The sequence below is a fragment of the Stenotrophomonas sp. SORGH_AS_0321 genome (assembly GCF_031453215.1).
In the GTDB taxonomy this organism is placed as follows: Bacteria; Pseudomonadota; Gammaproteobacteria; order Xanthomonadales; family Xanthomonadaceae; genus Stenotrophomonas; species Stenotrophomonas chelatiphaga.
Genome location: NZ_JAVIZG010000001.1, coordinates 2,568,309 through 2,584,435 on the forward strand (window position 1 = coordinate 2,568,309; position 16,127 = coordinate 2,584,435).

Annotated in this window: 15 protein-coding genes and 1 tRNA gene; 5 read left to right on the top strand and 11 right to left on the bottom strand. The window is 67.0% G+C overall.

Annotated elements, in window-relative coordinates; all coding sequences use genetic code 11:
* The first annotated feature begins 47 nt into the window (after nucleotides 1–47).
* Nucleotides 48–707, top strand: coding sequence for a bifunctional 4-hydroxy-2-oxoglutarate aldolase/2-dehydro-3-deoxy-phosphogluconate aldolase (eda, locus tag QE373_RS11470; RefSeq protein ID WP_309686611.1), 660 nt, complete (start codon nucleotides 48–50; stop codon nucleotides 705–707).
* 134 nt (nucleotides 708–841) lie between these two features.
* Here the strand turns inward: eda and argS are convergent, their stop codons facing one another.
* The 4 genes from argS to ispG form a co-directional block, all read right to left on the bottom strand.
* Entirely contained in the window at nucleotides 842–2,680 is a 1,839-nt protein-coding gene (gene argS / locus QE373_RS11475) for an arginine--tRNA ligase (RefSeq protein ID WP_309686614.1), read from the bottom strand.
* 428 nt (nucleotides 2,681–3,108) lie between these two features.
* Nucleotides 3,109–3,756 carry a response regulator gene (locus tag QE373_RS11480; protein WP_042614023.1) on the bottom strand — a complete coding sequence of 216 codons (648 nt, stop codon included), beginning with the start codon at nucleotides 3,754–3,756 and terminating at the stop codon, nucleotides 3,109–3,111.
* Between the two features lie 195 nt (nucleotides 3,757–3,951).
* Nucleotides 3,952–4,677, bottom strand: coding sequence for a phosphatase PAP2 family protein (locus QE373_RS11485; RefSeq protein ID WP_309686621.1), 726 nt, complete (start codon nucleotides 4,675–4,677; stop codon nucleotides 3,952–3,954).
* On the bottom strand, nucleotides 4,658–5,923 hold the full coding sequence (gene ispG, locus QE373_RS11490; protein WP_309686624.1) for a flavodoxin-dependent (E)-4-hydroxy-3-methylbut-2-enyl-diphosphate synthase: 1,266 nt from the start codon (nucleotides 5,921–5,923) through the stop codon (nucleotides 4,658–4,660). Before ispG ends, QE373_RS11485 begins: the two co-directional genes overlap by 20 nt.
* 113 nt (nucleotides 5,924–6,036) lie before the next feature.
* On the opposite strand from ispG, the gene QE373_RS11495 reads away from it, so the two are divergent.
* Both QE373_RS11495 and QE373_RS11500 read left to right on the top strand, forming a co-directional pair.
* Nucleotides 6,037–7,266: an ATP-binding protein gene (locus QE373_RS11495; RefSeq protein WP_057508166.1), complete on the top strand. Its 1,230-nt coding sequence runs from the start codon at nucleotides 6,037–6,039 to the stop codon at nucleotides 7,264–7,266.
* A complete protein-coding gene (locus QE373_RS11500; RefSeq protein ID WP_057508156.1) occupies nucleotides 7,263–7,844 on the top strand; it encodes a response regulator transcription factor in 582 nt (193 codons plus the stop codon). Before QE373_RS11495 ends, QE373_RS11500 begins: the two co-directional genes overlap by 4 nt.
* Before the next feature lie 228 nt (nucleotides 7,845–8,072).
* Here QE373_RS11500 and pgi read toward each other — a convergent pair whose 3' ends face one another.
* The gene (gene pgi, locus QE373_RS11505; RefSeq protein ID WP_309686634.1) at nucleotides 8,073–9,584 is read right to left on the bottom strand and encodes a glucose-6-phosphate isomerase; all 1,512 of its coding nucleotides are present in this window, start codon (nucleotides 9,582–9,584) and stop codon (nucleotides 8,073–8,075) included.
* The gene (gene panD / locus QE373_RS11510) at nucleotides 9,581–9,961 is read right to left on the bottom strand and encodes an aspartate 1-decarboxylase (RefSeq protein ID WP_042614028.1); all 381 of its coding nucleotides are present in this window, start codon (nucleotides 9,959–9,961) and stop codon (nucleotides 9,581–9,583) included. Before panD ends, pgi begins: the two co-directional genes overlap by 4 nt.
* Nucleotides 9,962–10,409: 448 nt before the next feature.
* Here panD and QE373_RS11515 point away from each other — a divergent pair, with 448 nt between their 5' ends.
* Nucleotides 10,410–10,820: a hypothetical protein gene (locus QE373_RS11515; protein WP_309686641.1), complete on the top strand. Its 411-nt coding sequence runs from the start codon at nucleotides 10,410–10,412 to the stop codon at nucleotides 10,818–10,820.
* A gap of 77 nt (nucleotides 10,821–10,897) precedes the next feature.
* Here the strand turns inward: QE373_RS11515 and panC are convergent, their stop codons facing one another.
* From panC to pcnB, 4 genes are read right to left on the bottom strand one after another with little or no spacing between them, the layout of a single operon-like run.
* Nucleotides 10,898–11,737 carry a pantoate--beta-alanine ligase gene (gene panC, locus QE373_RS11520; RefSeq protein WP_309686643.1) on the bottom strand — a complete coding sequence of 280 codons (840 nt, stop codon included), beginning with the start codon at nucleotides 11,735–11,737 and terminating at the stop codon, nucleotides 10,898–10,900.
* Nucleotides 11,734–12,549 (bottom strand): 3-methyl-2-oxobutanoate hydroxymethyltransferase, encoded by an 816-nt coding sequence (gene panB / locus QE373_RS11525; RefSeq protein ID WP_309686646.1) that lies wholly within the window; start codon nucleotides 12,547–12,549, stop codon nucleotides 11,734–11,736. The genes panC and panB overlap by 4 nt, the downstream gene beginning before the upstream one ends.
* A 31-nt stretch (nucleotides 12,550–12,580) precedes the next feature.
* Nucleotides 12,581–13,069 carry a 2-amino-4-hydroxy-6-hydroxymethyldihydropteridine diphosphokinase gene (gene folK, locus QE373_RS11530; protein ID WP_057508161.1) on the bottom strand — a complete coding sequence of 163 codons (489 nt, stop codon included), beginning with the start codon at nucleotides 13,067–13,069 and terminating at the stop codon, nucleotides 12,581–12,583.
* Between the two features lie 5 nt (nucleotides 13,070–13,074).
* On the bottom strand, nucleotides 13,075–14,454 hold the full coding sequence (gene pcnB, locus QE373_RS11535) for a polynucleotide adenylyltransferase PcnB (protein ID WP_057508162.1): 1,380 nt from the start codon (nucleotides 14,452–14,454) through the stop codon (nucleotides 13,075–13,077).
* A gap of 53 nt (nucleotides 14,455–14,507) precedes the next feature.
* On the opposite strand from pcnB, the gene QE373_RS11540 reads away from it, so the two are divergent.
* Nucleotides 14,508–14,582: transfer RNA gene (locus QE373_RS11540), tRNA-Glu, on the top strand.
* A gap of 104 nt (nucleotides 14,583–14,686) precedes the next feature.
* Here QE373_RS11540 and QE373_RS11545 read toward each other — a convergent pair.
* Nucleotides 14,687–16,111 carry a sugar porter family MFS transporter gene (locus tag QE373_RS11545; RefSeq protein WP_309686652.1) on the bottom strand — a complete coding sequence of 475 codons (1,425 nt, stop codon included), beginning with the start codon at nucleotides 16,109–16,111 and terminating at the stop codon, nucleotides 14,687–14,689.
* Between the last annotated feature and the right edge of the window lie 16 nt (nucleotides 16,112–16,127).

Sequence of the window (16,127 nt, forward strand, 5' to 3'; positions counted from 1 at the left end):
TGGCGCGTTGTGCGCAGCAGACGGAAAATAAAAAGGAAAAGCAGGGCATGAGCATTCAGCAGCATCAGGTGCGGGCGGCGGAATTGTTGACGGCGGCCGGCATTCTGCCGGTGGTGACGGTGCATACGCTGGATCAGGCGCGGGCGGTCAGTGCGGCGCTGCTGGAAGGCGGGCTGCCGGCCATCGAGCTGACCCTGCGTACGCCGGTGGCGATGGACGCGCTGGCGATGTTGAAGCGCGAGCTGCCCGGCGTGGTGGTCGGTGCCGGCACGGTGCTGACGGTGGAGCAGATGCAGCAGTCGATCGATGCCGGTGCGGATTTCCTTGTTACCCCGGGGACGCCGTCGCACATGGCCGATGCACTGGCCGCTGCGCCGCTGCCGGTGGTGCCTGGCGCGGCGTCGCCGACCGAACTGCTGGCGCTGTACGCGCGCGGCTTCCGGGTGTGCAAGCTGTTCCCGGCCACGGCGGTGGGTGGACTGGCGATGATCAAGGGCCTGGCCGGGCCGGTGCCGGACCTGAAGCTGTGCCCGACCGGTGGCATCACCGAAGACAGTGCGGCGGAGTACCTGGAGCAGAAGAACGTGGTCTGCATCGGCGGTTCGTGGATGGTGCCGGGCAACTGGATCGCCGACGGCGCATGGGACAAGGTGCGCGATGCCGCCGCCGGTGCGGCGAAGATCGTGGCGCGCATCCGCGGCCGCTGATGCGGTAGCGCCGGGGTCATTGCCCGGCGAAGGGTAGCGCCGAGCCATGCTCCGCGGGGAGAAGAGCGTGACGACCAACGGTCGTCACCCACCACGACCAATCGTCGTCATCTCCCGAAGCTGCCGGCAGACGCTCACATGCGGTCCGGAACTTCGATACCCAACAAATAGAGGCACTTGCCAAGTACCCGTTCGGTCAAGCTGCTCAACGCCAATCGCGAGCACTGTTCGACATGATCCTGCGCGGCCAGTACCGGGCAATCCAGATAGAAGCGATTGAAAGTCTGGGCAAGCTGGAACGCGTACTCGGCCAGCTCGTTCGGCGCCAGCGAATCGGCGGCGGAGGCGACGACATCGGCAAAGCGTGCGCATTCGAGCGCTAGATTGCGTTCGGTCGACGCCCCGACCCGCACCGTCCCCGCCTTCAGGCCCAGCGCCTCGGCGCGGCGCGTCATCGATCGGATACGCACGCAGGCGTACTGCACATAGGGGCCGGTCCTTCCCTCGAACGAGACCATCCGTTCTGGATCAAATACGTAACCGGACATGCGGTAGCTGGACAGGTCAGCGAACTTCACCGCCGCGATGCCGATCGACCGCGCCAGTCGCTCGAGCTCCGGCGCGGGAATCCGCCCGTGGCCGTCATCCGACAGTTCGCTCAGCCGCTCGCGCGCCTTGTCGATCGCATCGCCGAGGAGGTCCGACAAGCGCGCCACCCCGCCCTGGCGGGTCTTGAATGGTTTCCCATCCACGCCGTTGACCGTGCCGAAGCCGGCGTGGATCAACTGACGGCGTTCGCAGTAACCTGCAAGTACGGCCGCGCGGAACACCTGCTCGAAATGCAGAGATTGCCGTTGGTCTACGACATAGATCACGCGATCAGGCGCATGCTCGCGCACGCGGGTCAGGATCGTAGCCAGATCGGTAGTTGCGTACAGCGCAGCCCCGTCGGACTTGGCCAACAGGAGCGGCGGCACTGGTTGTCTATCACCGATTTCGGCGACGTCTACAACAAGCGCGCCATCACTCTCCACGCAAAGCCCCCGTCGACGTAGATCGTCAAGCATCGGCGCAATCTCGCATTGCACATCGCTCTCGCCCAGCAATAGATCGAAGTGCGTATCCAAGGCGGCGAAGTCGCACTGCTGCGACTTAAGCGACATCGCTCGCAGCGCGCGCCAGAGCGCGATAAAGGCCGGTTCATGCGCCTGCAGTGCTGCGGTCAGGTCGCGCGCCTCCTTCATGCGCGCGGCGTCCTCCTTGCAGGCTGCCGCGGCGCGCGGATAGAGCTTCTGAAGGATGTCCATGCCAAATCCCAGCGCGCACTCGTCCAGTGGCGTTGCCGCTGCAGCGGGATCGGATGAGAAGCACGACAACTGCGGGTACTCGCGGCGAATCTCAGCTATGAGCATTCCCATCTGCAGGCCCCAATCGCCGAGGTGAGCGTCTGTCAAGGTCTGCTCTCCCACCGCTTGCAGGATACGGCGCAGGCTTTCACCAATCACAAGCGAGCGCAGATGGCCTACGTGCAGCGGCTTGGCGACATTGGGTCCGCCGTAATCCAGCATTACCCGCGCCGGTGCGCGCTGCACGACGCCCAATTCGGGTGAGGCCAATTGCGCCTGCGCCCAGTTCGACAGCCACCGGGCGGACAGCGTGAGGTTTATGAAACCGGCGCCTGCGACTTCGACTTTCTCGAATACCCTGCTCTCACCCAGTTTCGCCGCCAACTCGGCCGCGATCTCGGCCGGCCGACGGTTCAAGCGCTTGGCCAGCAGGAAGGCTGCGTTGCACTGCAGGTCACCCCACTCCGGGCGCCCGGTCCGCACGATGCGCACCGGGTCGGCAGGGAAACTGCAGGCAGCAAGCGCCCGCGCCACCAGCGCATCCAGGTAAACGTTCAGGCTGACCCGCGTAACGCTCGCAAGCTCAAAATGATCAGTTACCGGCGACCTACCGGTGGCATGACTCATGAAGGCCCGCCAGAGCGCAAGCAGCCCTCGCTGCGCGGCCACAACGGCATGACCGCCTTATGAAAACTCAAGAAGTACTGGGGCGCGTTGCCCAATTTCTCAGCCTCGCCGAATGCCAGCCTCATGGGGCTCTTCAACCTACACGTAAGACGCCTCCAGCTTGCCGGCCACCGCCGGGCAGCGCTGCTGGATTTCGCGCACTCAGGAAATTTGGTGCCGGGCAACTGGATCGCCGACGGCGCATGGGACAAGGTGCGCGATGCCGCCGCCGGTGCGGCCGCTGATGCGGTAGCGCCGGGGTCATTGCCCGGCGAAGGGTAGCGCCGGGCCTGGCTCGGCGGGGAGAAGAGCGTGACGACCAGTGGTCGTCACCCACCACGACCGATGCTTCGTCACCCACCACGACCAACGGTCGTCACCCACCCCGATTACATCGGTCGTGCCGGGTCCACCAGGCCGTACTGGCTGGCCATGCGGGCCAGCGCGATGTTGTCGTGGATTCCCATCTTTTCGAACAAGCGCGCCTTGTGCGTGTTGATGGTCTTGGCGCTCAGGCTGAGCCGGCGCGCGATGTCTTCCTGGCGCAGCCCCTGGGTCAGCAGCAGGGCCACTTCCAGTTCGCGCGGTGACAGGCTGTCGAACGGTGAGGCGCTGCCTTCCACCGTGGACAGGGCAAGGTTCTGTGCGATGTTGCTGCCCAAGTAACGCCGCCCCAGCGACGCATCTCGGACCGCGCGAAGCAGTTCCTGTGCGTTGCAGCCTTTGCTGATGTAGCCCGATGCACCGGCTTCCAGCAGGCGCTTGGGCATCGGCCCGTCTTCCAGCACCGACACGATGACGACCCGCGTGGCCTCCTGGCCGCGCACGATCCGTTCGGTCACTTCCAGCCCGCTGACGCCCGGCAGGTGGAGATCGCACAGCACCACGTCCGGCTTCAGTTGCCGGATCTCGCGCAGCGCATCTTCGCCGCACTCCGCCTCGCCGATGACCTCCATATCGGTTTCGCCGGACAGGATCATCTTCATGCCGGTGCGGACCAGCGCGTGGTCATCCACCAGATAGACACGAATCGTCATGCATCTTCCCCTTTCACTACCGCTTCCGACTTCCACGGTAGGTACGCGGGAAGAGGTCCCACAAGCGCAATACCCGACAGCAGGTTCCGAATTGCGGCCGGAATCACACTGCCCAGCTCCGGCGTTCGAAGGTCCGCCATGAATCCACGTTCTCGATCAATATAGCCTACTAACGGCCCCATCTTTATGATTCATTCACGCCACCGGAACATCTGCACCCCGGCGCCATGGCCGGTGCTGGCGGAACATCACCAGATAGCAGCCGACCACCCAGACCAGCGCGGCGCACCAGCCGGCCAGGATGTCGGACGGGTAATGCACCCCCAGGTAGACCCGGGACACGCTCACCAGCACGGCGAACACCGGGGCAGCCACTGCCACCGGCCAGCGCCATCGGGTATTCCAGGCCAGCAGCACGGCAACGCAGGCGAAGGTCATCGACCCCATCGCATGGCCACTGGGGAAGCTGTAGGTCGCTTCGGGCGCGATCGACTCCCACAGGCTGGGCCGGTCACGCTGGAAGAACTGCTTGCTGCTCATGTTCAGCAGCGCCGATCCGACGAAGCCGATGGCCGCGAAGCTCGCCTCACGCCAGCGCCTGGCCCACAACAGGGCCGCCACGATCACCACGTCGGCGGGGATCAGGAACCACTCGTAACCCAGCCGGGTGATGACCACCACGACCTGGTCCAGCACCGGACCATGCCAGCCGTGCATCCGCCACAGCAGCGGTGCATCGAAGTGGAACGCCTCGAATTCATGCACCTCATCGGCCAGCGCGACGAACACCGCCAACGGCAGCAGCACGCCGGCAAACAGCAGCACGAAGCGCCACGCGTTGCGCGACATCCAATGGCGGACGCCTGCCGCCTCTTCCCCGGGACCGGCCAGCATCCCGGGCTTATCCGGCGTTTCGGACATAGTTCTGTTCGACGTAGTCGTCGATCAGCTTGACGAAATCCTGGGCGATGTTCTCGCCGCGCAGGGTGATCTTCTTCTCGCCATCGACGAACACCGGCGCGGCCGGTGCTTCACCGGTACCCGGCAGGGAAATGCCGATGTTGGCGTGGCGCGATTCGCCCGGCCCGTTGACGATGCAGCCCATCACGGCCAGCGTCATGTTCTCCGCCCCCGGATGCTCGATCTTCCACAGCGGCATGCGTTCACGCACGTGGTTCTGCACCACCTTGGCCAGCTCCTGGAAGAACTCGGACGTGGTGCGGCCGCAGCCCGGGCAGGCCGTGACCAGCGGGGTGAAGGCACGTTGACCGGTGGTCTGCAGCAGCTCCTGGGCGACGATCACTTCCTGGGTCCGCGACTGGCCCGGTTCGGGCGTCAGCGAAATCCGGATGGTGTCACCGATGCCTTCCTGCATCAGCACCGCCAGCGCCGCTGCCGAAGCCACGATGCCCTTGCTGCCGATGCCGGCTTCGGTCAGGCCCAGGTGCAGGGCGAAATCCGAGCGCTGGGCAAGGTCGCGGTACACCGCGATCAGCTCCTGCACGCCACTGACTTTCGCCGACAGCACGATGCGGTCGCGTGGCAGGCCCAGTTCGACCGCGGTTTCGGCAGAATCCAGCGCCGAGCGGATCAGTGCCTCGCGCAGGACGCGGCCGGCATCCCAGGGCTGCTCGCGCTGGGTGTTCTCGTCCATCAGCCTGGCCGCCAGCGACTGGTCCAGCGAGCCCCAGTTGGCCCCGATGCGCACCGGCTTGTCGTAGCGGATCGCGAACTCGATCAGCTGCGCGAACTGCAGGTCCTTCTTCTTGCCGAAGCCGACGTTGCCCGGATTGATCCGGTACTTGGCCAGCGCTTCGGCACAGGCCGGCTCGGCGCTCAGCAACTGGTGGCCGTTGTAATGGAAGTCACCGATCAGCGGCACCTCGATGCCCATCATCGCCAGCTTGTCGACGATGCGCGGAATGGCCGCGGCGGACTCGGGGTTGTTGACGGTCAGCCGCACCATTTCCGAACCGGCGCGCCACAGCTCGGCCACCTGCTTTACGCTGGAGGCCACGTCGGCGGTATCGGTGTTGGTCATCGACTGCACCACCACCGGCTTGCCACCGCCCACCACCACGCCGCCGATGCGGACAGGCTGGGTCAGTCGGCGCGGCCAGAAAGTGGGCTCGGCGGGCGGGGTCGGTCGGGAGACGGCGTCATGCATCGCAATATTCTAGCGCTGCTGCAGGACCGTCGGGTGACTCCCATTCAGCCGCGGTGGCATCTGCGGCCGATTGTCGCAGGCGGTGCACGCAGGCAACGCATACGATGGCAGCCATGACTTCCCCTGACGCCCCCTTCCTGCAGACCCTGTGCAGCCTGCGCTGGCTGGCCACCGCCGGCCAGGCGGCCACGATCCTGGTCGCCACCTGGGTGCTTGGCCTGCCGCTGCCGCAGGTTCCACTGTGGGCCGGCGTGGCCGTGCTGGCGCTGTTCAACACCTACGCCCAGCTGCGCGTACACGGCACCGATACCGCCCCGGTGACTGCGTTCGGGCACATCCTGGTGGATGTGACCGTGCTGACCTGGATGGTCGGCTGGAGCGGCGGCATCACCAATCCGTTCGGCTCGCTGTTCCTGATCCTGATCGCGCTGGCTGCGCTCGCCCTGCCGGCGCGCTGGACGCTGGCGGTGGCTGCTGCCTGCCTGATCGGCTACTGCGTCAGTGCAGCGTTCGGCCTGCCGCTGCCGGCGGGCGGCTACTTCGCTCCGGATGTCCTGCAGCAGTGGGGCGTGGTGGCGAATTTCCTGATCTCGGTGACGGTGGTGCTGGCCTTTTCCACCCGGCTGGCGATCGCCCTGCGCCAGCGCGAACACGAACTGTCGCTGCTGCGCGAGCGCTTCGCGCGCAACGAAGGCATCGTCGCGCTGGCTACCCATGCGGCGTCGGTCGCGCACGAACTCAATACGCCCCTGGCGACGATGACCCTGCTGGCCGACGACATCGCCGAACAGAACCAGAGCACCGACGTGCGCGAGGATGTGGAAACCCTGCGCGAGCTGCTGGTGCAGTGCCGTGAACGGGTGCTGGCGCTGGCCGCCCCGGCCTCCCCGGATGCCCCTGGCCGCGGACCGTCCACCGCCCTGCAGGTGCTGGAACAATGGCGACTGGTGCGCCCGACCATCACCCTGAGCCGCAATCCGGATGCGCCGCTGACCCGGCCGCTGGATGCCGGCGTCGGCCACCTGCTGATGGTGCTGTTGAACAATGCCGCCGAAGCCGGCGAGCAGGTCGGGCGTGCGGAAGTGGAGCTGTCGCTGCGCATCGAGGGCGACGATCTGGTCGGCGAGGTGCGCGACTTCGGTCCCGGCTTCGATACGCGCAAGGCAGTGCTGCCCGGCACCTTGTTCAGCTCCAGCAAGAGCGAAGGCATGGGTGTTGGACTGGCCCTGTCCCACGCCACCATTGAACGACTGCACGGTGAAATGTGGATGCGTCCGGCGCAGGGCGCCGGCAGCCGCGTCGGCTTCCGCATCCCCCTGGTCCCCCGCGAGGAAACCCCATGAATACGCCCTTCCCCACCCCGGCCTCGCTGCACGGTGATGGCCTGCTGGTCGATGATGACGAGCTGTACCTGCGCACCCTGCAGCGCAGCCTGGCGCGCAAGGGGCTGGAAACGCGCACGGCGCAGGACTCGGCCAGCGCGCTGCTGCTGGCACGGCAGCAGCCGCCAGCGTTCGCCCTGATCGACCTGAAGCTCGGCAGTGAGTCCGGACTGGCGCTGATCCAGCCGCTGCGCGCGCTGCGCGCGGACATGCGCATCCTGCTGGTAACCGGCTATGCCAGCATCGCCACCGCGGTGGAGGCGATCAAGCTGGGCGCGGATGATTACCTGCCCAAGCCGGCCACGGTGCCGATGATCCTGCGCGCCTTGGGGGAAGAGGATGACGGTCCCGACGACGACGGCGAGCTGGAGCTGCCCGATGCGATGACGCCGATCAGCCGGCTGCAGTGGGAGCACATCCAGCAGGCGATGCATGAAACCGGTGGCAACGTGTCGGCCGCCGCGCGGCTGCTGGGCATGCACCGGCGCTCGCTGCAGCGCAAGCTGGCCAAACGGCCGAGCCCGGAACCTTCGCGCTGAACGATGCTGGCGCCTGGCGACGCCAGGTGGGCGGCGTGCCCCGGCAGGAGCTGACGGCCAGCGGCCGTCACTACCGGGTACAGCGGCCGTGCGCACGCAGGGTAGCGCCGAGCCATGCTCGGCGAGCGAGGCGGCCGGGGCGACGGAGTGACGACCAACGGTCGTCACCTGCCGGGGCAGGAGCTGACGGCCAGCGGCCGTCACTACCAGGTACAGCGTCGCTACGCGTTACTTCAGCAGGCCGAGCACTTCCAGGGTCAGTGGATCGGTGATGTCCACCGCCTCGCCCTGCAGCGCCGGCAGCAGCTGCCCGGCAAGCTGCTTGCCCAGCTCCACGCCGAACTGGTCGAAGGCGTTGATGTTCCAGATCACCGACTGCACGTACACCGCGTGTTCGTACATCGCGATCAGGGCACCCAGCGCCTGCGGGGTCAGCGCATCGAGCAGGATCAACGTGCTCGGCCGGCCGCCCGGATAATCACGGTGCGGATCATCGCTGGACTGGCCGTTGGCCAGGGCTTCGGTCTGCGCCAGCAGGTTGGCCAGCAACGCCTGGTGGTTGACGGTGTACGGATCGTCACTTCGCACGCAGCCGATGAAATCGGCCGGGATCACGCTGGTGCCCTGGTGCAGGGCCTGGAAGAAGCTGTGCTGCACATCGGTGCCCGCCCCGCCCCACCACACCGGCACGGTATCGCTGGAAACCGGCTGGCCATCGCGCTGCACGCGCTTGCCCAGGCTTTCCATCACCAGCTGCTGCAGGTAGGCCGGCAGCAGCGCCAGGCGCTGGTCATAGGTCATCACCGCGTGCGTGGCATGGCCCAGCACGTTGCGGTTCCAGATATCGGTCAGCGCGTGCAGCACCGGCAGGTTGCGCTCCAGCGGCGCATCCAGTGCGTGCGCGTCCATCTGCGAGGCGCCTTCCAGCAGGGCTTCGAAGCGCTCGAATCCGATCGCCAGTGCGATCGGGAAACCGACCGCCGACCACAGCGAGTAGCGACCGCCGACCCAGTCCCACATCGGCAGCACGCGGCTGGAGGCGATGTCGAAGGCCTTGGCGGCGCGCTCCGGGTTGGCGCTGACCGCATACAGGCGTTCGCTGCTACCCAGCCAGTCGTGCAGGATCTGCCCGTTGAGCAGGGTTTCCTGGGTACCGAAGGTCTTGGAAATCAGGATCCCGGCGGTACGCGCCGGGTCCAGCGTGGCCAGCGTGCGCTGCATGGCGGCGCCATCCACGTTGGACACGAAATGCACGCGCAGGCGGCTGCCGTCCACCGGACGCAGGGCGTCGGCAACCAGCCGCGGACCGAGGTCCGAACCGCCGATGCCCACGCTCACCACATCGGTGACGCCGCTGTTTTCCAGCGCGCGCACCTGTTCGCCCATCCGCTGGCGGACCTCGCGCGCGGTAGCGAAGGCGTCGGCAGCCACCGGCGCATCGACCACATCACCGCGCAGCGCGGTATGCAGCGCGGCACGGCCCTCGGTCAGGTTGACCTGCTCGCCGCGGAACAGGCGCGCGATGGCACCGCCGACGTCACGGTCAGCGGCCAGCGACAGCAACGCCTGCAGGGCGGCGGCATCGTATTTCTGCCGCGCGAAGTTGACGTACAACGGACCGACCCGCAGTGCCAGATCCTTTACCCGGCCGGGTTCGGCCGCGAGCAGGTCGGGGATGCGCGCGCCACGCAGGCGCTGGGCATGGGAGTGAAGCGTGTCGAGTCCGTTGTTCGTTGTCATGCGGCCTGGGTCGGGATGCTGTCGTTGGTATGGGAGATCTGGTTGTTGCCATCCACGTATACCAGCTTCGGCCGGAAGCTGTCTGCTTCCTGCTCGCTCATGGTGGCGAAGGCGGCGATGATGATGATGTCGCCGACCTGCACATGACGGGCGGCGCCGCCGTTGAGCGAGACCACGCCGCTGCCGGCTTCGGCACGGATGGCATAGGTGCTGAACCGGGCGCCGTTGGTGACGTCCCAGATGTGCACCTGCTCGAACTCACGGATGCCCGTGGCCGCCAGCAAGTTGTCGTCGATCGCGATCGACCCTTCGTAGTTCAGCTCCGAATGGGTGACGGTGGCGCGGTGGATCTTGGTCTTCAGCAGGGACAGGTGCATGGCACAGGCAACGCGGTAAAGGAAAGCCGGGATTCTACCACCTGGGACGTTGGCGACAGGGCCACCCGGCGCCGGTCAGGCAGCGGTTCAGGTCCGGCCGCCTGAACCCGTCAGCGACGCAGCGGCGCCCGGCGCGAAACGCACGATTCCTGCAAGCGCGCCGTGCCTGCATCTGCTGGACTACCCTTCTCAACCCGGAGTCCACATGCCTTCCACCGCCGCCGCCACCCTCAGCCGTGCCTCTGATTTCGACAAGCTGGTCAAGCGCTTTTCCGGGCCTACCTGGATCGGCGAGCCACCTGCCAGAGCGCGACGCCCGCGATCGCGTTCGGTAGCCGTGCGCAACCAGGAAGATCGCCCCGCCCTGCCCCGCGCGCGCAGCACAGACGCGCGGGCGCGGGCATCAACAGCGGCACCTGCACCCGCGCAGGCAACAGCTCCTGCGGCGATGCCTGCGTCGTCCCCCCGCGCTGCCGCGCCGGATGTACGCACGGGTGGGTACCGCGAGCTGTTCCCCGCCACCGGCATCTACGACGCCCACCCGATGCTGCGCAGGATCGCCAACCTGGAAGCGCGCCTGACACGGGCGGCGTGGGCCGAAGCCGAACAGGCGGACAAAGCGGGGTCGGTGGCCAGCGGCTTCCGCTATTGCGCCTGCGCTGCGGCCCCCGTTGCGGCGGCCAGCCGCGGGCAGGCCGGCCTGCCACGCGCACCGTCCACGCTCGATCGGCAATCAGACAGGGCGATGGAGATCGCGGTGCGTATCCATCAGGCGCGGATCGCGTGCGGGCAGCCGGTCTACCCTGACAGGACCTGGTACCGCGAGGGCCTGGTCCGGCGCGCGCTGGAACAGCTGTAAAAAAAAGGGGGAGCGTCCTTGTCGCTTGGCGAAAAGGACGCTCCCCCCTTCAGGGCGCTGTCACGCAACCCGGCGCGTCAGAACTCGAGGTTGTCGATCAGCCGGGTGCTGCCCAGCCGCGCGGCGATCAGCGCCACGCGCGGCCCGCCTTCATGCGGCGGCTCGATCAGGTCCGGGGTACGCAGCGCAGCGTAGTCCACCTGGAATCCCGCGGCCTGCAGGGCAGCGGCCGCATCGGCCTCGATGCGCTCACGCGACAGCCCGGTGATGTAGCCTTCGCGCATGCCCTGCAGCACCCGATGGATCGTCGTCGATGCCGGACGCTGCACCGCATCCAGGTACTGGTTGCGCGAACTCATGGCCAGGCCGTCGTCTTCGCGCACGATGTCGCCGCCGACGATCTGGATCGGGAACGCCAGGTCGGCCACCATCTGCCGGATCACCGCCAGCTGCTGGTAGTCCTTCTTGCCGAACGCCGCCACGTCGGGCTGCACCTGGTTGAACAGGCGCGTCACCACCGTGCAGACACCGTCGAAGTGACCGGGGCGATGCGCCCCTTCCAGCAGCCCGCTGATTCCCGGCACGCTGACGTTGGCCGCCAGCTCCACGCCGAACGGGTACATCGACTCCACCGTCGGCAGCCACAGCACGTCGCAGCCAGCCGCTTCCAGGCCACTGGTATCGGCCTCGGGCGTGCGCGGGTAACGGGTGAAGTCTTCGTTCGGCCCGAACTGGGTCGGGTTGACGAACACGCTGGAGACCACGCGATCAGCGTACTGCCGCGCCAGCGCGACCAGGGAATAGTGGCCTGCGTGCAGGTTGCCCATGGTCGGCACCAGCGCCACGCGCAGGCCTTCGCGCTTCCAGCCGCTGACGATCGCGCGCAGCTGGGCAAGTTCGGTAACGGTCTGGATCATGAGGCGTAGGCGTGCTCGGCATCGGGGAAGGTGCCGTTGCGCACGGCATCGGCGTAAGCGCGGGTGGCACCGGCCACCGAACCGCCTTCGGCAAGGAAATCCTTGACGAACTTGGGCCGGCGATGACCACTGTCCAGGCCCAGCATGTCATGCATCACCAGCACCTGGCCGTCGCATTGCGGACCGGAGCCGATGCCGATGGTCGGCACCGCAACGGCGGCGGTGACCTCGGCGGCCACCGGCGTGGGCAGGCATTCAAGCACGATCATGCTGGCACCGGCGGCGACCACGGCCTTGGCATCTTCGACCAGCTGGCGGGCGGCATCGCCGCGACCCTGCACGCGATAGCCACCCAGGCGCAGCACCGACTGCGGGGTCAGCCCCAGGTGCGAGCACACCGGGATTTCGCGCTCCACCAGGTGGCGGATGATGTCCAGCTTGAAGCCGGCGCCTTCGATCTTGACCATCTCCGCGCCCGCCTGCAGCAACTGCAGCGACGCATCGAAGGCACGTTCCGGGGTGGCGTCGGCGCCGAAAGGCAGGTCGGCGATCAGCAGCGCGCGCTGCAGCACGCGGGCCACCACGCCGGTGTGGTAGACCATGTCGGCCACGGTCACCGGCAGGGTCGAATCGTGCCCCTGCACCACCATGCCCAGCGAGTCGCCGATCAGGATCAGGTCGACCCCGTTGGCGTCGAAGGTCCGGGCGAAACCGGCGTCGTAGGCGGTCAACATGACCAGCTTCTGGCCATTGCGCTTGGCCTCGGCCAGCGCCGGGACGGTCCAGGGTTTGCTGTCTGCGTGGGTGCTCATCAGGAAATAACCGGGGGTGATAACCGCCCCATTATCCCCTTATCGGCGCGATCCCGCTGGTCGGCACCTGCATCACTGCATCCCGCACGCGGCCGTGCCCGGGAATCAGCAGGTCCGGCTCCACTTCGGCCAGTGGCACCAGCACGAAGGCGCGCTGGTGCAGGTACGGATGCGGGACCTGCAGGCGCGGCAGGTCGATCACCTGGTCGCCGTACAGCAGCAGGTCCAGGTCGAGCAGGCGCGGGCCCCAGTGCACGGCCGGATCACGCACCCGACCGAAGCCGGTTTCCAGCGCCAGCAGGGCATCGAGCAAGGCCAGCGGCGGCAGGTCGGTCTGGACGCAGGCCACCGCATTGACGAACGGTGGCTGGTCCTCGTTGCCCCAGGCCGGGCTGGCGTACAGCAGCGAGGCGCGGGTCAGTTCAGTATCGGCCAAGCCGTCCAGCGCCTCGATCGCCGCACTGACCGTACTGGCAGCGTCACCGAGGTTGGCGCCCAGGCCGATCCATGCCCTGACCACGCCGCTTACTCGGCAGCCGGTGCGCCGGGAGCACCCGGGCGACGACGGCGGCGGCGGCGCTTGCGCGGCTCGTCACCCGCATCGTCGGCATCCTGCGTGTGCAGGTCATCCAGCGCGCTTTCCAGCTCACGGCCGGACTGCTGCTGCGCTTCGCGCCAGAACGCCACGTCGCTGGCATGTTCGCTGGAGGCCACCTGGCGCAGGATCAGGAAGTCGAACGCCGCGCGGAAACGCGGGTGGGTCAACGTGCGGAACACGCGCTTGCGCTGGCGTGAGCCGAAGCGGGCCTGCAGCAGCCAGATCTCCTGCATCGGCAGCGAGAAGCGGCGCGGCAGCGCGATGGTGGTCAGCTGGTGCAGGGTCACCCGGTCGGCGGCGCGACGCTGCGCTTCTTCTTCGGCGACACCCTGCTTGAGCAGCGTGGCCTGGGTGCGGCAGAACGCCGGCCACAGCAGCAGCGCGAACAGGAACGACGGCGACACCGGCTCGTCGTTGGCCACGCGCTGGTCGGTATTGGCGAGGCCTTCGATCAGCATGCGGCGCAGCGCACCGCTGCGGTTGGAACGCAGCGCCTTGCCACTTTCCGGGAACATCACATCGAACAGGCCGTAACGTTCCAGGCCCTCGAAGCTGGCCACGCCATGCCCGCCCAGGAACAGCTTCAGCACTTCCTCGAACAGGCGCGCCGGGGCCGCTTCGTTGAGCAGGTTGGCGAGCTGCGGGATCGGCGCGGCGGTCTTTTCCTCGATCTGGAAACCGAGCTTGCCGGCCAGGCGCACGGCACGCAGCATGCGCACGGGATCTTCGCGGTAACGCTGTTCCGGATCGCCGATGAGCTTCATCAGGCGGGCCTGCACGTCTTCGAAACCGCCGGTGTAATCACGCACCGAGAAATCCTCGATGGCGTAGTACAGCGCGTTGCAGGTGAAGTCACGGCGGATGGCATCGTCTTCGATGGAGCCGTACACGTTGTCGCGTACCAGCATGCCGTTTTCCATCTCGCGGTCGCCGCTGCCGTCATCGATGTTGGCGCGGAAGGTGGCCACTTCGATGATCTCGCGGCCGAACACCACGTGGGCCAGGCGGAAGCGGCGACCGATCAGGCGGCAGTTGCGGAACAGCTGCTTGACCTGTTCGGGCGTGGCATCGGTGGCCACGTCGAAGTCCTTGGGGTGGCCATTGACCAGCAGGTCGCGCACGGCGCCACCCACCAGGTAGGCGCCGAAGCCGGCATCCCGCAGGCGGTACAGCACGCGCACGGCGTTGGGGCTGATGTCCTTGCGCGAGATGGTGTGCTGGTCGCGCGGGATGACGCGCAGGCTGATCGGAGTTGTCACGGAGGGAATGATGTTGGCGCTTCCGGTTGAAGTTTCGGGATTGCCCAATGGCATCGAGATGCATATACTAGCGCGCCTGCCCCGGCAGTGACACTTCAAACGCTCCCTTCGTCTAGAGGTTAGGACGTGGCCCTCTCAAGGCTAAAACAGGGGTTCGAGTCCCCTAGGGAGCACCAGTCACTGCAGCAGGAAGCAAAAAGCCCGCCATGAGCGGGTTTTTTTGTGCCTGTTGGCGTGTCGTTGAAGGCCCGGCGCGGTGGCGCCGGGCCCTGCGTGGAAGTCAGCCTTCCATCTGTTCCAGCTCCTTTCCCTTGGTCTCGCGCACGTAGCGGATCACGAAGAAGATCGACAGGAACGCGGCTACCGCATAGATGCTGTAGGCACCGGCCAGGCCGATCCCGGCCAGCAGGATCGGGAAGGTCACCGTGATGGCGAAGTTCGAAGTCCACTGCGCCGCACCCGCCACGGCCAGCGCCGAACCGCGGATCTGGTTGGGGAACATTTCGCCCAGCATCACCCACATCACCGGGCCCCAGGACATGTTGAAGAACACCACGTAGACATTGGCCGCCACCAGCGCCAGCCGGCCCATGCCATCGGACAGCTGCAAGCGGCCATCGACCAGGCTGCCGCTGGAGAACGCCACCACCATCAGGGCCAGCGCGATCGCCATGCCCACCGAACCCACCCACAGCAGCGGCTTGCGACCGATGCGGTCGATCAGCACCACCGTCACCAGGCACGCTCCGATGCTGAGTGCACCGGACAGCACGTTGATCAGCAGCGCATCGTTTTCGGAGAAGCCCACCGCCTGCCACAGCACTGCGCCGTAGTAGAACACCACGTTGATGCCGACCAGCTGCTGCAGCACGGCCAGCCCGATGCCCACCCAGACGATGCCGCGCAGCTTGCCGCTCGCCTTGTCCTTCAGATCGGCGAAGGACGGCCGGTGCTGGTGCTGGGCCAGGCTGTGCTCGATCTCGCCGAGCTTGGCCTGGGCCTCCACCGCGCCGTACAGGCGGGTCAGCACCGCCGATGCTTCCGCCCTGCGCCCCTTGACCACCAGGAAGCGCGGGCTTTCCGGGATCACCAGCAGCAGCGCCAGGAACAGCAGCGAAGGAATGGCCTGCATCCAGAACATCCAGCGCCATGCTTCCTGCCCCAGCCACAGCACTTCGGTGGACGCACCCGCCGCGCGTGCCAGCAGGTAGTTGCTCAGGAAGGCCGCGAACAGGCCGCTGATGATGGCGATCTGCTGCACCGTGGCGAGCTTGCCGCGATAGCGCGCCGAGGCGACTTCGGCGATGTACGCCGGGGCCATCACGCTGGCCGCGCCGACCGCGAAACCGCCGATCACGCGCGCGGCGACGAACAGCCACGACGCGTGCGCCGCGCCGGCCCCCAACGCCGACAGCAGGAACAGCACCGCCGAGATGATCAGCACGCTGCGCCGTCCCAGCAGGTCACCCAGCCGCCCGGCCAGGAACGCGCCGATGGCACAACCGAGCAGCATCGAAGCCACTTCGAAGCCGAGCGCGGCTTCGCTGGAATTGAACGCGTTTCGAAGGCCGTCGACGGTACCGTTGATGACCCCGCTGTCGAAGCCGAACAGGAAGCCACCAATGGTGGCCACGCAGCTGATCAGCACGATGAAGGCGGTGTTCTCGCCCTGCGTGCCGGAAGAAGCGGATAGCGCTTTGGACATGGGTTTACCCGGTTGC

Excerpts from the sequence above, each read along its gene's own strand:
- eda (WP_309686611.1), top strand. The coding sequence starts at position 48 with ATGAGCATTCAGCAGCATCAGGTGCGGGCGGCGGAATTGTTGACGGCG.
- argS (WP_309686614.1), bottom strand. The coding sequence starts at position 2,680 with ATGAGTCATGCCACCGGTAGGTCGCCGGTAACTGATCATTTTGAGCTT.
- QE373_RS11480 (WP_042614023.1), bottom strand. The coding sequence starts at position 3,756 with ATGACGATTCGTGTCTATCTGGTGGATGACCACGCGCTGGTCCGCACC.
- QE373_RS11485 (WP_309686621.1), bottom strand. The coding sequence starts at position 4,677 with ATGTCCGAAACGCCGGATAAGCCCGGGATGCTGGCCGGTCCCGGGGAA.
- ispG (WP_309686624.1), bottom strand. The coding sequence starts at position 5,923 with ATGCATGACGCCGTCTCCCGACCGACCCCGCCCGCCGAGCCCACTTTC.
- QE373_RS11495 (WP_057508166.1), top strand. The coding sequence starts at position 6,037 with ATGACTTCCCCTGACGCCCCCTTCCTGCAGACCCTGTGCAGCCTGCGC.
- QE373_RS11500 (WP_057508156.1), top strand. The coding sequence starts at position 7,263 with ATGAATACGCCCTTCCCCACCCCGGCCTCGCTGCACGGTGATGGCCTG.
- pgi (WP_309686634.1), bottom strand. The coding sequence starts at position 9,584 with ATGACAACGAACAACGGACTCGACACGCTTCACTCCCATGCCCAGCGC.
- panD (WP_042614028.1), bottom strand. The coding sequence starts at position 9,961 with ATGCACCTGTCCCTGCTGAAGACCAAGATCCACCGCGCCACCGTCACC.
- QE373_RS11515 (WP_309686641.1), top strand. The coding sequence starts at position 10,410 with ATGCCTGCGTCGTCCCCCCGCGCTGCCGCGCCGGATGTACGCACGGGT.
- panC (WP_309686643.1), bottom strand. The coding sequence starts at position 11,737 with ATGATCCAGACCGTTACCGAACTTGCCCAGCTGCGCGCGATCGTCAGC.
- panB (WP_309686646.1), bottom strand. The coding sequence starts at position 12,549 with ATGAGCACCCACGCAGACAGCAAACCCTGGACCGTCCCGGCGCTGGCC.
- QE373_RS11545 (WP_309686652.1), bottom strand. The coding sequence starts at position 16,111 with ATGTCCAAAGCGCTATCCGCTTCTTCCGGCACGCAGGGCGAGAACACC.